Source organism: Streptomyces sp. NPDC028928, from assembly GCF_055564915.1.
In genome coordinates, this window is record NZ_JBVHVI010000003.1 from 76669 (window position 1) to 89311 (window position 12643).

Below are 12643 nucleotides of genomic sequence, written 5' to 3' on the forward strand. Positions count from 1 at the left end.
GGACTCGGCCATGGCCATCGACCTCCGTCACCGTCTCGCTGCGCCGCCGCCGGGCCTGCGGGCCGTCCGGGACCTGCTGCTGCGCCTGCGGCTGTGGCTGTCGGCCCGCCTGTGGGCGCTGCGCGCCGCCCCGGCCCGCCGCCGGCTGCGCGCCGCGGTCCCGGGGCTGCGCCGGGTCGCGTGCGGACCGGTACGGCTGTATGGGCGTACGGTCGCCGGATACACGGCCGCCGAGGCTGCCGCCGCGGACCTGGAGCAGGTGTGCGCCCTGCTGGAGGCGGCCGGTGTGCCGTACTTCCTGGTCCCCGCCGAGCAGGGGCCCGGGGTGCCGCGGCCGGTGGTCGGGGTGGAGGAGTCGTACCGCGCGGCCGTGCTCGCCGGGGCCCGGCAGCACTTCGCGCGCAGCGCCGCGTACGTCGGTGCGGTGGGCGCGGACGGTGCGGTGACGAGCGCGGTGCTGTGGGCCGACGGCAGGCTGCCGCGGGCGCTGCGCGGGGCGCCGGTGCTGCGGGCCGGCCTGGTCCGGCTGGGGCCCGGCGGTCAGGTGCTCGGCGGGCTGGAGACGGGCTGCGACATCGAGTTCTGGCGTTACGGCCGCGATGTGGGTGCGGACCCGGCCCACCTCACCGTCCCCGGCACCCGCCTGCAGGACGACTTCGGCCCGGCCCTCGTCGCCCCGCGCCGCAACGCCGTGTCGGAGGTACTGCCGGCGGCCGCTTGGCAGCCGGCGGCGGGAGCGGGGCGGCCGACGGCGGGCGCGGGGGTTGTGCCGGGCGCGGTGGCCGGGCAGGCGTCGGGCGTGGTCGAGGGGCTTGGGCCGGGCGCGGTGGCCGGGCAGCCGGCGGGTGCGGTGGCGTGGCAGCCGTCAGCGGGGGTGACTGAGCAGCGACAGGCGGGGGTGGCTGAGCAGCGACAGGCAGGGGTGGCCGGGCAGCAGCCGGGCGCCGTGGCGGGGCAGAGTCCGGCCGCTGTGGCGGGACAGCCGGGCGGCGCTGTAGCCGGGCAGCACCCGGCAGCGGTGCTGGGGCAGCAGCCGACCGTGTCGACGGAGTGGCCGTCGGCCGTGTCGATGGGGCAGGCGGCGGTCATGCCAGATGCGCAGGCGGCGGCCATGCCGGCTGCGCAGGCGTCGGCCGCAGCGGCTCACCAGCCGTCGGCCATGCCGGCCGGGCAACCGTCGGCCACGGCGGCTCACCAGCCGTCGGTCATGCCGGCCGGGCAACCGTCGGTCATGCCGGCCGACCAGCCCCCGGGCATGGTTGCCGGAGCGGTCGCCCGGCGGCCCGTGCCCACCTTCCCGGCGTTTGCCGAGCCCGGTATCGATCAGGTGTGTTTTCCCGTCGATGCCGTGTACACCTGGGTCGACGGCGATGATCCGGTGATGGCGGTGAAGCGGCGGGCCCATCAGGCGCTCTCCGACAATGTCATCGCGCCGCGCGAGACCGGTGCCTCCCGGTACACCAGCCATGACGAGCTGAGGTACGCGCTGCGGTCGCTGGAGATGTACGCCGGTTTCATCCGGCACGTCTATCTCGTGACCGACTCGCAGACGCCCTCCTGGCTGGACCCGGAGGCGGAGGGGCTGACCGTGGTCGATCACCGGGAGATCCTCCCGGCGGACGCGCTGCCCGTCTTCAACTCGCACGCGATCGAGAGCCGGCTGCACCACATCCCGGGGCTGTCCGAGCACTACCTGTACTTCAACGACGACGTCTTCATCAACCGGCCGGTCGGAGCCGAGCGCTTCTTCCACGGCAACGGCATCGCCCGCATCCCGCTGTCCCCGCTCAAGCTCGGGGTCGGTGCCCCGCACCCCCTGGAGCCGGCGCCGAACTCCGCCGGGAAGAACGCCCGTGAGGTGATCCGGCGCTTCCACGGCAGGTACGTCACGCACAAGTCGCTGCACACCCCGCACCCCCAACTGCTCTCGGTGATGCGGGAGATGGAGAGCCTCGGCATCGAGGAGCTGGAGCGGACGTCGTACTCGCGTTTCCGGTCCACCACCGACGTCGCCCCGGCGTCCACGCTGCACCACCACTGGGCGATCGCGACGGGCCGGGCCGTACCGGCCGAGTACAGCTTCCGTTACGTCCAGCTGGGCACCCCGGACATGCGCCGGCGGCTGGCGCGGCTCGCGGCGGGCGAGGACGTGGACTTCTTCTGCCTGAACGACGTGGACACCGACCCGGCGGACCGGGCGGCGGCCCAGTCGGCCATCCGGGCCTTCCTGGAGCGGAAGTATCCGTTCCCGAGCCGCTTCGAGCGGGCCGCCCGGACCACGTCGTACCCGGCCCCGGTCCCCGCCCGAGGAGGACGGAAGGCGTCCCGGCGCCGCCCGGCCGCGGCCCGATTGACGCGAACCGCTAATTGAGTGGCGCCCCCGCGCACCGCGTTTGTAATTTGTGCTCGCCGCCTGAGCCGCTTACAAAACCGGGGGATCCTCGATGTCACCAGCCCGTATGGGACGAGCCGTCAGCGAATCCGTCTCCGGGCTGCCCCGCGCGTTCTGGTGGCTGTGGATCAGCACCCTCGTCAACCGGCTGGGCGCGTTCGTGGCCACGTTCATGGCCCTCTATCTGACCCTCGACCGCGGGTACTCGGCGTCGTACGCCGGTCTCGTCGCTTCCCTGCACGGGCTCGGCGGGGTCGTCTCGTCGCTGGGCGGCGGGGTGATGGCGGACCGGCTCGGCAGACGGCCGACCCTGCTCATCGCGCAGACCGCCACCGCGGCCTCCGTCGCCCTGCTCGGCTTCATGACCGACCCGGTCGCCATCGCCGCCGTCGCCTTCCTGGTCGGCATGGCCTCCAACGCCTCCCGGCCCGCCGTACAGGCGATGATGGCCGACATCGTCCGCCCCGAGGACCGGGTGCGGGCCTTCTCCCTCAACTACTGGGCGCTCAACCTGGGCTTCGCCGTGTCGTCCATGGCCGCCGGGTTCATCGCCGAGTTCAGCTATCTCGCCGGGTTCCTGATCGAGGCCGGGATGACCCTGGCCTGCGCGATCGTCGTGTTCGCGAAGCTGCCCGAGTCCCGGCCCGCGCCCACGGCCCAGCAGAGGGAGGCGGGCATCGGCCTGGGCACCGTACTGCGGGACGGCCGGTACATGGCCGTCGTCGGACTGTCCTTCCTCGTCGCCCTGGTCTTCCAGCAGGGCTCGGTCGGACTCCCGGTGGCCATGGGCCGCGCCGGGTTCTCGCCCGCCGACTACGGCCTGGTCATCGCCGTCAACGGCATCCTGATCGTCGCCCTGCAGATCCCGGTCACCCGGTTCATCGAACACCGCGACCCGCGCACCCTGCTGGTCGTCTCCTCGGTCCTCGCGGGCTACGGCTTCGGACTCACCGCGTTCGCCGGCTCGGTCGGGGTCTTCATGCTCACCGTGTGCGTGTGGACCCTCGCCGAGATCGTCAACGCCCCGACCCAGACCAGCCTCGTCGTCCGCCTCTCCCCGGTCCACGGCCGCGGGCGCTACCAGGGCGTGTACGCCCTGTCCTGGTCCCTCGCCGCCCTCGTCGCCCCCCTGATGTCGGGCGCGGTCATCGACCACCTCGGCGCGCGGTGGCTGTGGGGCGTGTGCGCGGCGGTGGGCACGGCGGCGGCGGCCGGTTACGGCGTCCTCATGCGCCGCCTGCCCCCGGAACAGGCGGCCCAGGCCCCTGTCGAGGCCAGGCCGGAGACGGCGGCGGAGGCCCGTGCCGCCTAGGCGGTCAGGGCGGGCAGGAAACCGCCGCGGGCGGTGCCCGAGGAGAGCAGGGCCGGCCAGTCGAACACCTCGGGCAGCCGGGACACGGACACGACGACCGCCCCGCCGGCCCGCTCCGCATCCGCGCACCAGTCGTCCATCCCACCCGGAGCGTCGCCGCCGACCACCGGCGCGGCAAGCGCGGGCACGACGATCCCGTGCTCCCCGGGCCCGTCCACCACACACAGGGTGAGCCGAGGCACGATGCTCCACCCCTCGCACGGCGACACGGCCCCGCCGGGCGCGTCCAGCAGGGGCAGGGCGTCGTGGACGGGCGCCCCGGCCAGCAGCAGCACGGGCACGGCACCACGCAGGAACACGGTGTCCTCGGGATTCATCAGCACGGGGGCCACTCTCGCAGACCGTCCCCCTCACCGCAGAAACGGGCAGTTACTTCTCCCGTCCTGGGAACCCGGTACCCGCAGGCCGGTGGATCAGCAGACCGGTGGATCAGCAGGCTGGTGGATCAGCAGGCTGGTGGATCAGCTCGGTGCAGTCCGTGCCGCGGCGGGAGTGATGAGGATGCCGCCCGAGGAGCCCGGGGCGTCGGCCGGCGGCGGGATGCCGTCGGACGCCGAGGGGCAGCTGCGGGTCAGCGAGACGCTGGCCGCCGCCGCGCGCTGCACCGATGACCCGCGGGCGGTGCCCCACGCGCTGTGTGCCGCGTGCGTGCGGCTGCTGCCGGTCACCGGCTCCTCCGTGTCGATCTCCGGCGGCAAGGGTGTCCGCGTGACCTGGTGCGCCAGCGACCGGGTCGCCGCCCGGCTGGCGGAGTTGCAGTACACCGTGGGCGACGGCCCCTGTCAGGCCGCTCTCGACGGGGGCGTCCCGATCCTCGCCGCCGACCTCACCCAGGGCCCCGACATGCGCCGCTGGCCGATCTTCGCGCACGAGGCGGTGGGCCTCGGCGTCCGCGCGGTGTTCTCGCTGCCGATCGGTGTCAGCGGCGCCGCCATCGGCACGCTCGACCTGTACAGCGACCGGGTGGGCGGGCTCGCGGAGCCCGATCTGCGGGTCGCGCTGTGGGTGCGGGACGCGGTCACCTTCGCGTTGATGAACCTCCGGGCCGCCGCCCGCGGTGACATCGGCGCGGGCAGCGAGGAGGACGCGGAGAACGAGGTGGCGTCCTGGGTGGCGGCCTCCGAGGCCGACCACACCGAGGTCTACCAGGCGGTCGGCATGGTGATGGTGCAGCTGGACGTCGACCCCGAGCAGGCCCTGGACCGGCTGCGGGCCCGCGCGTACGCCGACGGCCGCACGGTCAGCCAGCTGGCCCGGGACGTCCTGTCCCGCCGGCTGAGCTTCCACCCGGAGACGTACGGCGGCGACCCGGCCCGTCCGTGCGACGGCGGCGGGCCGTGAACAGCGGCTCACGGAGGCCGGCGGCAGCCGGTCAGACCTCCAGCGGTACCGCGTGCACCTCGTCCGCGCGGTGCCCGGCGCGTTCGTGGACGCGCTGGACGGCCTCGGCCGAGGGGGCCTCGGAGAGGCAGTAGACGATGCCGGACTCCGGGTCCGCCCAGGCGTGCTCGAAGTGCACGGACTCGTCCCCCTCGATGGCGAGGTCGGCCCGGTGCGCCTCCATCAGCTTCTCGGCCGTGATGCCCTGCATACCGCGGTGTACGTCCATGAACTTGGCCATGGCCCCACACCTCCTCTCCTGCCTCATGTCCATGCTGCGCCCGGCGGACGGGAGGGGCATCCGGTACGACAGCGGGGCCGGTGTGAACCCCGTCCACACCGGCCCCGCTGTCGTCGAGCGCTGTCGCTCAGCCGCACTGGCAGGGGTTGCCCGACTGGCACCCGCAGCCGCATCCGGAACCGCAGCCGCACGCGCCGAACAGCGGAAGGCTCTTGATCTCGGCGGGCTGCTCGGTCTCGCGCTCCTGCGTGGGATCGGGCGTGGTGCTGGGGGATTCGGCCATGGGACCCTCCTAGACCTTGGGCAGGGATGCCCTCGCCCATTCCATGCCCGTTCGGCCGGGCGCATCAACGGCGCACGGAGGCGTTCAGGTGTTCTCGGTGCCCGTCACCGGCTGGATGTCCTGCTGCAGATCGTCCGCGTGCTCACCGGTGACCAGGTAGACCACCCGCTTGGCGACGGCCACGGCGTGGTCGGCGTACCGCTCGTAGTAGCGGCCCAGCAGGGTGACGTCCACGGCCGTCTCGATGCCGTGCTTCCAGCGGTCGTCGATCAGGTGCTGGAAGAGCGTGCGGTGCAGCAGGTCCATCTCGTCGTCGTCCTGCTCCAGCTGGAGCGCGAGGTCGACGTCCTTGGTCACGATCACCTCGGCGGCCTTCGCCATCAGGCGCTGCGCGAGCTGGCCCATCTCCAGGATCGTGGCGTGCAGGTCGTGCGGAACGGCCCGCTCCGGGAAGCGCAGCCGCGCCAGCTTCGCGACGTGCTGGGCGAGGTCGCCGGAGCGCTCCAGATCCGCGGACATGCGCAGCGACGTGACGACGATCCGCAGGTCCGTCGCCACCGGCTGCTGCCGGGCCAGCAGGGCTATCGCCCGGGCCTCCAGGTCGTGCTGGAGCTGGTCGACCTTCTGGTCGGCCTCGATCACGCTCTCGGCCAGCTTCAGATCGGCGTCCAGCATGGCGGTCGTGGCGCGCCCGATCGCCGAGCCGACCAGCCGGGCCATCTCCACCAGTCCGTCGCCGATCGAGTCCAGTTCCTCGTGGTACGCGTCCCGCATCAGGGTTCCCTCTCATAGGCGTGCTTGGTCCCCACGCTCCCACGTTCTGCCCCGCACGCGTCCGTTTCCGCCACCCCGAATGAACCGGTACTGGCTGCAAGGTGAACTCTGGGCGACGAGTGTTCGAGGTCGCACCTCGACGGCTGTGGTCATGTCCTACCCCGTGCCTAACCTGGAGACATGGACGTGAACGCGGCGGTCGCCGCAGCGGCAGCGATCGCCGGGGTGCTCACCGGCGTCATCGCCATGCTGGCGTTCCGCTGGAGCGAACGCGACCAGAAGCGACCGACCAGGACTTCCTTGCACACTGATCCCGTACTCCCGCCCGGCGTGGACACCGTGCTGTCGGTGCTGCGCTCCTCCGCCGTCGTCCTCGACGAGGCCGACGCCGTCGTCAAGGCCAGCTCCGCCGCCTACGCCCTCGGACTGGTCCGCGGCGGCAAGCTCGCCGTCGAGCCGATGCTCCAGATGGCCCGGGACACCAGACGTGACGGGGAGATACGGCAGGTCGAGCTGGATCTGCCGCGGCGCGGCACCGGGCGCGGCGAGGCCCTCGCCGTCTCCGCGCGCGTGGCCCCGCTCGGCTCCCGCCTGGTTCTGCTGCTGGTCGAGGACCTGACGGAAGCCCGCCGGATCGAGGCGGTACGACGCGACTTCGTGGCGAACGTCAGCCATGAGCTGAAGACGCCCGTCGGCGCGCTCTCCCTGCTCTCCGAGGCCGTCATGGACGCCTCCGACGACCCCGAGGCCGTCCAGCGCTTCGCGGGCCGGATGCAGATCGAGGCGACCCGGCTGACCAACCTGGTCCAGGAGCTGATCGACCTCTCCCGGGTGCAGAACGACGACCCGCTGGAGGACGCCGAGCCGGTCGGGGTGGACGAACTGGTCGCCGAGGCCATCGACCGCTGCCGCCACCAGGCGGGCACGAAGCAGATCACGATCGCCGCCGGCGGCACGGCCGACCTGCACGTCTGGGGCAACCGGGGGCAGCTGGCCGCCGCCCTCGGCAACCTGGTCGAGAACGCCGTCAACTACTCCCCGGCCCGCACCCGCGTCGGCATAGCCGCCCGCCGGGTCAACGCGCCGGGCGGCGACATGATCGAGCTGGCCGTCACCGACCAGGGCATCGGCATCTCGGACAAGGACAAGGAGCGCATCTTCGAGCGCTTCTACCGCGTCGACCCGGCCCGCTCCCGGGCCACCGGCGGCACCGGTCTGGGTCTCGCCATCGTCAAGCACGTGGTCGCCTCGCACGGCGGGGAGGTCACGGTCTGGAGCGCCGAAGGCCAGGGCTCCACCTTCACCCTCAGGCTGCCGGAGGCGGGCGCGGCCCGCGACCGCGCACAGCAGCACCCCGACCTCGACGACGAGGCCGGCCCCACCGACTCATCCCCGTACGAACCGCTTCCCGCCCCGGAGGTCCTTCCGTGACCCGAGTGCTCGTCGTCGAGGACGAGGAGTCCTTCTCCGACGCCCTGTCGTACATGCTCCGCAAGGAGGGCTTCGAGGTCGCCGTCGCGGCGACCGGCCCCGACGGCCTGGACGAGTTCGAGCGCAACGGCGCCGACCTGGTCCTCCTCGACCTGATGCTGCCGGGCCTGCCCGGCACCGAGGTCTGCCGCCAGCTGCGGGGCCGCTCCAACGTCCCCGTGATCATGGTGACCGCGAAGGACAGCGAGATCGACAAGGTCGTCGGTCTCGAAATAGGAGCCGACGACTACGTCACCAAGCCGTTCTCCTCGCGTGAGCTGGTCGCCCGCATCCGCGCGGTGCTGCGCCGGCGCGGCGAGCCGGAGGAGGTCACCCCGGCAGCGCTGGAGGCGGGCCCGGTCCGCATGGACGTCGACCGCCACGTGGTCACGGTCTCGGGCGCGAAGGTCGACCTCCCGCTGAAGGAGTTCGACCTCCTGGAGATGCTGCTGCGCAACGCCGGCCGCGTCCTGACCCGCATGCAGCTCATCGACCGCGTCTGGGGCGCCGACTACGTCGGTGACACCAAGACCCTCGACGTCCACGTCAAGCGCCTGCGCGCCAAGATCGAGCCGGACCCGGGCGCGCCGCGGTACCTGGTGACGGTGCGCGGCCTGGGCTACAAGTTCGAGCCGTAAACCGTACCGCGCTGACACGACGCTACGACGGACACGACGGATAAGACGGATACGAGGGATACGGCGAAGGGCGGCACCCCTGCACGGGGTGCCGCCCTTCGCCGTCGTACGGCTCTGTCGTCCGGCCGGTCAGTGGCCCGCGGCCGACTGGGAGGCCGAGTCGCTCGGGGTGGCGGCCGAGTGGGAGGCGGTGGCCGACGGGCTGGTCTCGTGGCCCTTCTCCGGCTTGCCGCTGCTGGAGGCGCTCGCGCTGCCGGAGGCGGTGGCGCCCGGGGCACCGCCGGCGGAGGCCGAGGCGGACGGGATCTGCGACGGGCCCCACTTGTCGAAGTAGCTGGTGGCCGGGACGACGAAGGCGCTCAGGCTCACCTTGCCGGTCTTGCTGAAGGTGAAGGTGAGCTTCTGGGCGTTGCCGTCCTTGACCGCCTCACGGCCGCTGGGCAGCGTCGCGGAGGCGTTGTCCTTGCCGCCGATGACCAGCGAGCCGCCCGCCGGGACGGTCAGGCTCTGGCCCTTGGCGGGCTTCAGCTCGGCGGACGTGCCGCTGCCCTCCACGGTGACCGACTGGAGGGTCTGGTCGCTGCGGCCGCTGTTGAACAGGGTCGCGGAGATCACCGCGGGACCCGTCGACTCCGGGTCGGGCTGGGTGATGACCAGGGCGTTCTGGATCTTGATGGCGCCGACGCTGGTCGCCGCGTTGTCCGGCTTGATCTCCAGGGTCTGCGAGTTGTTGCCGGCGCCACAGGCGGCGAGCGAGGCGATCGAGAAGACGATGGCGGAGGCGGCGAGGGCGCCGCGTCGAAGGCTGCTGCTCACGGCGGCGGCAACTCCTTGAACGCGCGGGCGGCTCCCCTTATAAAGCCACCCTAAGTGTCTGTCAGCGGCCTTAGGTTACCGAGCCGTTCCCACGCGACCGCACCCGACCCTCCCCCAAGCCCCGGGCTTCCCTCCAGGTGGGGGTACCTCACCAGGCACAACTGGCCCCTCAGTCACATTGCGGAGCCGTCCGTCCGCCATTCACATAACGCGCCGGCAACCCCCTCTCGGCGCCTCTCGAGACCCTTCGCAAATTTTCCGTGAAGGAATGCGCGACCGTCCCCGATATTGATCACGCAGCACCCGTCCGGCGGCGGTTGATCAATTCCTGATTCGTCTCACAACCGCCTCCGGCCACCGAACGGAGTAGCGGAAGTCGCACGCTTGGGAGCGGACAAATCGTGACGTTCCTCCCCTTGGAGCGCTCTCCGGAGGTGTGTAACGTGGGCGTTTCGCCCCGCCCGCAGAGCCCCTCCGACCTGCGAATACCCGCTTCCGAGGGCGGCCCGCAGCACGTTCCGGTTGCTGTTGTCAAGCCCCGAGATATGCCCTGACCTGCGAAAACGCCATTCAGAAGACGCCGTATCCGTGTTACCCTGGATAGCCACGGAAGGGGTACCTGTCACATGACGTTCAAGGTTGGCGACACCGTGGTCTATCCCCATCACGGGGCCGCGCTGATCGAGGCCATCGAAACTCGCCAGATCAAAGGCGTGGACAAGACCTACTTGGTGCTGAAGGTCGCCCAGGGTGACCTGACGGTACGTGTGCCAGCGGACAATGCGGAGTTCGTCGGCGTGCGTGATGTGGTCGGTCAGGACGGACTCGACCGGGTCTTCGAGGTGCTGCGCGCGCCGTACGCCGAGGAGCCCACGAACTGGTCCCGTCGCTACAAGGCAAACCTGGAGAAGCTTGCCTCCGGCGATGTCATCAAGGTCGCGGAAGTCGTGCGTGACCTGTGGCGTCGCGAGCGCGAGCGTGGACTCTCCGCCGGTGAGAAGCGCATGCTCGCCAAGGCCCGCCAGATTCTGGTGAGCGAGCTGGCGCTCGCGGAGAACACGAACGAGGACAAGGCCGAGGCCCTGCTCGACGAGGTGCTCGCCTCCTGACGCGCAGCGGCAGCGAACCTTCGCTTCCGGCACGCTCAGCACACTGAAATGCCGCGGTGCCCGATGACACTCACCCTGTCGCCGGGCGCTGCGGCATGTTCGTCCCCGCAGCGGGTGCTCTTCGGGGAAACCTCTGTACAGCAGGGAATCCTCTGCACAGCCCCCCGATACTTGACGTGCCGGGCCCGGGCGGATGGCTCGACCAGGGTCACGGAAAGGGTCCGGTCAAGGCGTCGCGCCCGGCACTCCTCCAGGCCATACCCACGTAGGTCGAGCACACAAACCTGACAGGAACCGATGTCTGACGAATCACGCCCCACGCCCGCGCAGACCTCCGTCGCCGCCGTGATTCCCGCCGCCGGCCGGGGCGTGCGGCTCGGTCCGGGCGCCCCCAAGGCGCTCCGCGCGCTGAACGGCACGCCCATGCTCATCCACGCGGTCCGCGCCCTCGCCGCGTCCCGCCATGTCTCCCTGGTGATCGTCGTGGCGCCGCCCGAAGGCGCCGCCGAGGTCAAGTCCCTGCTCGACGCGCACGCGCTCCCCGAACGGACGGACTTCCTCGTCGTGCCCGGTGGCGAGTCCCGCCAGGAGTCGGTCCGGCTCGGCCTCCAGGCCCTGCCGCCGCAGTACGGGATCGTGCTGGTCCACGACGCGGCCCGGCCGCTCGTCCCGGTCGACACGGTCGACGCGGTCATCGAGGCCGTACGCGACGGCGCCCCCGCCGTGGTGCCCGCGCTGCCGCTGGCCGACACGGTCAAGGAGGTCGCGCCCGCGGCCGGGCCCGACGAGCCGGAGCCGGTCGTCGCCACCCCCGAGCGGTCCCGGCTGCGTGCCGTGCAGACCCCGCAGGGCTTCGACCGGGCGACCCTGGTCCGCGCCCACGAGAGCGTCACCGAGAACGTCACCGACGACGCGAGCATGGTGGAGCAGCTGGGGCTGCCGGTCGTGGCCGTCCCCGGTCACGAGGAGGCCTTCAAGGTCACCCGCCCCCTGGACCTGGTCCTCGCCGAGGCGGTCCTGGCCCGCAGGAGGCTCAACGATGGCTTCTGAGGCCGGATTCGTGCTGCCGCAGGTCGGCATCGGCACCGATATCCACGCCTTCGAGGAGGGCCGCGAGCTGTGGTGCGCCGGCCTGAAGTGGGAGGGGGAGGGCCCCGGACTGGCCGGACACTCCGACGCCGACGTCGTCGCCCACGCCGCCTGCAACGCCCTGTTCTCCGCCGCCGGACTCGGTGACCTGGGGCAGCATTTCGGCACCGGCCGCCCCGAGTGGTCCGGCGCCTCCGGGGTCACGCTGCTCACCGAGGCCGCGCGGATCGTCCGCGCGGCGGGCTTCACCGTCGGCAACATCGCCGTCCAGGTCGTAGGCCCCCGCCCGAAGATCGGCAAGCGCCGCGACGAGGCCCAGAAGATCCTCTCCGAGGCGGCCGGCGCACCCGTCTCCGTCTCCGGCGCCACCACCGACGGCCTCGGCTTCCCGGGCCGCGAGGAGGGGCTGATGGCGGTGGCCACGGCACTCGTGGTGCGGGTGAGCTGAGGGCGTGCGAGGGTACCCACACGACCAGCAGTGACCCCTGGACTCCGGAGGGTGCCCATGTCCGCCGTACTGTCCGACCGTCTGAAGTCCGTGCTCGACGGCAAGGTGTTCATCGTCGTCGGCACCGTCCAGCCCGACGGCAGCCCGCAGCTGTCCCCGGTCTGGGTGATGCGCGACGGCGACGACCTCCTGTTCTCCACCACGGTCGACCGCCGCAAGTACCTCAACCTGGACCGCGACCCCCGGGTGACGGTCGCCGTCCTCAACCCCGACGAGCCCTACGAGTACGCCGAGATCCGCGGCACCGCCGAGATGACGACGGACGGCGGCCGGGAACTCATCGACCAGCTGAGCCAGAAGTACACCGGCAAGAACTACGCGGACTTCAACCCCGCAGCCGCCCAGGACGCCGAGCGTGTGGTCGTCCGCATCCGGCCGCGGAAGGTTGTCGGGCGGTTGTGAGAGTGCCGGGGGGTCGGCGGGGGGTTGTGTGGTGGGCCGGTGGGGGCGGTCCGGGTGTGTGGGCTGAGCCGGAGGTGCACGGGCGAGGACTGCGCGGCCCGCGGGCGGAGCCCGCTGTCGGATGGGGTAACCCCGCAGCCGCCCAGGACGCCGAGCGTGTGGTCGTCCG

General features: G+C 72.0%; 14 protein-coding genes. 9 read left to right on the top strand and 5 right to left on the bottom strand.

Annotated elements, in window-relative coordinates; genetic code table 11:
- Positions 1-10 precede the first annotated feature (10 nt).
- Both ACZ4U1_RS09390 and ACZ4U1_RS09395 read left to right on the top strand, forming a co-directional pair.
- Complete coding sequence (locus ACZ4U1_RS09390; RefSeq protein ID WP_467901589.1) at positions 11-2371, top strand: stealth family protein; 2361 nt, start codon at positions 11-13, stop codon at positions 2369-2371.
- A gap of 73 nt (positions 2372-2444) precedes the next feature.
- Entirely contained in the window at positions 2445-3704 is a 1260-nt protein-coding gene (locus tag ACZ4U1_RS09395; protein ID WP_467901591.1) for an MDR family MFS transporter, read from the top strand.
- Here ACZ4U1_RS09395 and ACZ4U1_RS09400 read toward each other — a convergent pair.
- Positions 3701-4081, bottom strand: coding sequence for a hypothetical protein (locus ACZ4U1_RS09400; protein ID WP_467902251.1), 381 nt, complete (start codon positions 4079-4081; stop codon positions 3701-3703). The genes ACZ4U1_RS09395 and ACZ4U1_RS09400 overlap by 4 nt on opposite strands.
- A 178-nt stretch (positions 4082-4259) precedes the next feature.
- On the opposite strand from ACZ4U1_RS09400, the gene ACZ4U1_RS09405 reads away from it, so the two are divergent.
- Positions 4260-5105, top strand: coding sequence for a GAF and ANTAR domain-containing protein (locus tag ACZ4U1_RS09405; RefSeq protein WP_467901592.1), 846 nt, complete (start codon positions 4260-4262; stop codon positions 5103-5105).
- Positions 5106-5136: 31 nt separating this feature from the next.
- Here ACZ4U1_RS09405 and ACZ4U1_RS09410 read toward each other — a convergent pair whose 3' ends face one another.
- The 3 genes from ACZ4U1_RS09410 to phoU form a co-directional block, all read right to left on the bottom strand.
- On the bottom strand, positions 5137-5385 hold the full coding sequence (locus tag ACZ4U1_RS09410; protein ID WP_467901594.1) for an SCO4226 family nickel-binding protein: 249 nt from the start codon (positions 5383-5385) through the stop codon (positions 5137-5139).
- Positions 5386-5512: 127 nt separating this feature from the next.
- The gene (locus ACZ4U1_RS09415; RefSeq protein WP_389587144.1) at positions 5513-5668 is read right to left on the bottom strand and encodes a hypothetical protein; all 156 of its coding nucleotides are present in this window, start codon (positions 5666-5668) and stop codon (positions 5513-5515) included.
- A gap of 84 nt (positions 5669-5752) precedes the next feature.
- Positions 5753-6442: a phosphate signaling complex protein PhoU gene (gene phoU / locus ACZ4U1_RS09420; protein WP_467901596.1), complete on the bottom strand. Its 690-nt coding sequence runs from the start codon at positions 6440-6442 to the stop codon at positions 5753-5755.
- Positions 6443-6622: 180 nt separating this feature from the next.
- Here phoU and phoR point away from each other — a divergent pair, with 180 nt between their 5' ends.
- Positions 6623-7873 (top strand): two-component system sensor histidine kinase PhoR, encoded by a 1251-nt coding sequence (gene phoR, locus ACZ4U1_RS09425; protein WP_467901598.1) that lies wholly within the window; start codon positions 6623-6625, stop codon positions 7871-7873.
- A 5-nt stretch (positions 7874-7878) separates the two neighbouring features.
- On the top strand, positions 7879-8550 hold the full coding sequence (gene phoP / locus ACZ4U1_RS09430; RefSeq protein WP_466134857.1) for a two-component system response regulator PhoP: 672 nt from the start codon (positions 7879-7881) through the stop codon (positions 8548-8550).
- Positions 8551-8679: 129 nt separating this feature from the next.
- On the opposite strand, the gene ACZ4U1_RS09435 is transcribed toward phoP, so the two are convergent.
- Entirely contained in the window at positions 8680-9366 is a 687-nt protein-coding gene (locus ACZ4U1_RS09435; RefSeq protein ID WP_467901599.1) for a copper chaperone PCu(A)C domain-containing protein, read from the bottom strand.
- Positions 9367-9992: 626 nt separating this feature from the next.
- Here ACZ4U1_RS09435 and ACZ4U1_RS09440 point away from each other — a divergent pair.
- The 4 genes from ACZ4U1_RS09440 to ACZ4U1_RS09455 all read left to right on the top strand — a co-directional run bounded on the left by ACZ4U1_RS09440 (position 9993) and on the right by ACZ4U1_RS09455 (position 12474).
- On the top strand, positions 9993-10475 hold the full coding sequence (locus ACZ4U1_RS09440; protein ID WP_003953493.1) for a CarD family transcriptional regulator: 483 nt from the start codon (positions 9993-9995) through the stop codon (positions 10473-10475).
- A 297-nt stretch (positions 10476-10772) separates the two neighbouring features.
- Complete coding sequence (ispD, locus tag ACZ4U1_RS09445) at positions 10773-11525, top strand: 2-C-methyl-D-erythritol 4-phosphate cytidylyltransferase (protein WP_467901601.1); 753 nt, start codon at positions 10773-10775, stop codon at positions 11523-11525.
- On the top strand, positions 11515-12012 hold the full coding sequence (gene ispF, locus ACZ4U1_RS09450) for a 2-C-methyl-D-erythritol 2,4-cyclodiphosphate synthase (RefSeq protein ID WP_467901603.1): 498 nt from the start codon (positions 11515-11517) through the stop codon (positions 12010-12012). Before ispD ends, ispF begins: the two co-directional genes overlap by 11 nt.
- A 57-nt stretch (positions 12013-12069) precedes the next feature.
- The gene (locus ACZ4U1_RS09455; RefSeq protein ID WP_467901605.1) at positions 12070-12474 is read left to right on the top strand and encodes a PPOX class F420-dependent oxidoreductase; all 405 of its coding nucleotides are present in this window, start codon (positions 12070-12072) and stop codon (positions 12472-12474) included.
- Positions 12475-12643 lie beyond the last annotated feature (169 nt).

Bases quoted from the DNA above. Each gene is read 5' to 3' on its own strand.
- ispF (WP_467901603.1), top strand. From the start codon at position 11,515: ATGGCTTCTGAGGCCGGATTCGTGCTGCCGCAGGTCGGCATCGGCACC.
- ACZ4U1_RS09455 (WP_467901605.1), top strand. From the start codon at position 12,070: ATGTCCGCCGTACTGTCCGACCGTCTGAAGTCCGTGCTCGACGGCAAG.
- ACZ4U1_RS09395 (WP_467901591.1), top strand. From the start codon at position 2,445: ATGTCACCAGCCCGTATGGGACGAGCCGTCAGCGAATCCGTCTCCGGG.
- ACZ4U1_RS09405 (WP_467901592.1), top strand. From the start codon at position 4,260: ATGAGGATGCCGCCCGAGGAGCCCGGGGCGTCGGCCGGCGGCGGGATG.
- ACZ4U1_RS09410 (WP_467901594.1), bottom strand. From the start codon at position 5,385: ATGGCCAAGTTCATGGACGTACACCGCGGTATGCAGGGCATCACGGCC.
- ACZ4U1_RS09415 (WP_389587144.1), bottom strand. From the start codon at position 5,668: ATGGCCGAATCCCCCAGCACCACGCCCGATCCCACGCAGGAGCGCGAG.
- phoU (WP_467901596.1), bottom strand. From the start codon at position 6,442: ATGCGGGACGCGTACCACGAGGAACTGGACTCGATCGGCGACGGACTG.
- ACZ4U1_RS09390 (WP_467901589.1), top strand. From the start codon at position 11: ATGGCCATCGACCTCCGTCACCGTCTCGCTGCGCCGCCGCCGGGCCTG.
- phoR (WP_467901598.1), top strand. From the start codon at position 6,623: ATGGACGTGAACGCGGCGGTCGCCGCAGCGGCAGCGATCGCCGGGGTG.
- ACZ4U1_RS09400 (WP_467902251.1), bottom strand. From the start codon at position 4,081: ATGAATCCCGAGGACACCGTGTTCCTGCGTGGTGCCGTGCCCGTGCTG.
- ispD (WP_467901601.1), top strand. From the start codon at position 10,773: ATGTCTGACGAATCACGCCCCACGCCCGCGCAGACCTCCGTCGCCGCC.
- ACZ4U1_RS09440 (WP_003953493.1), top strand. From the start codon at position 9,993: ATGACGTTCAAGGTTGGCGACACCGTGGTCTATCCCCATCACGGGGCC.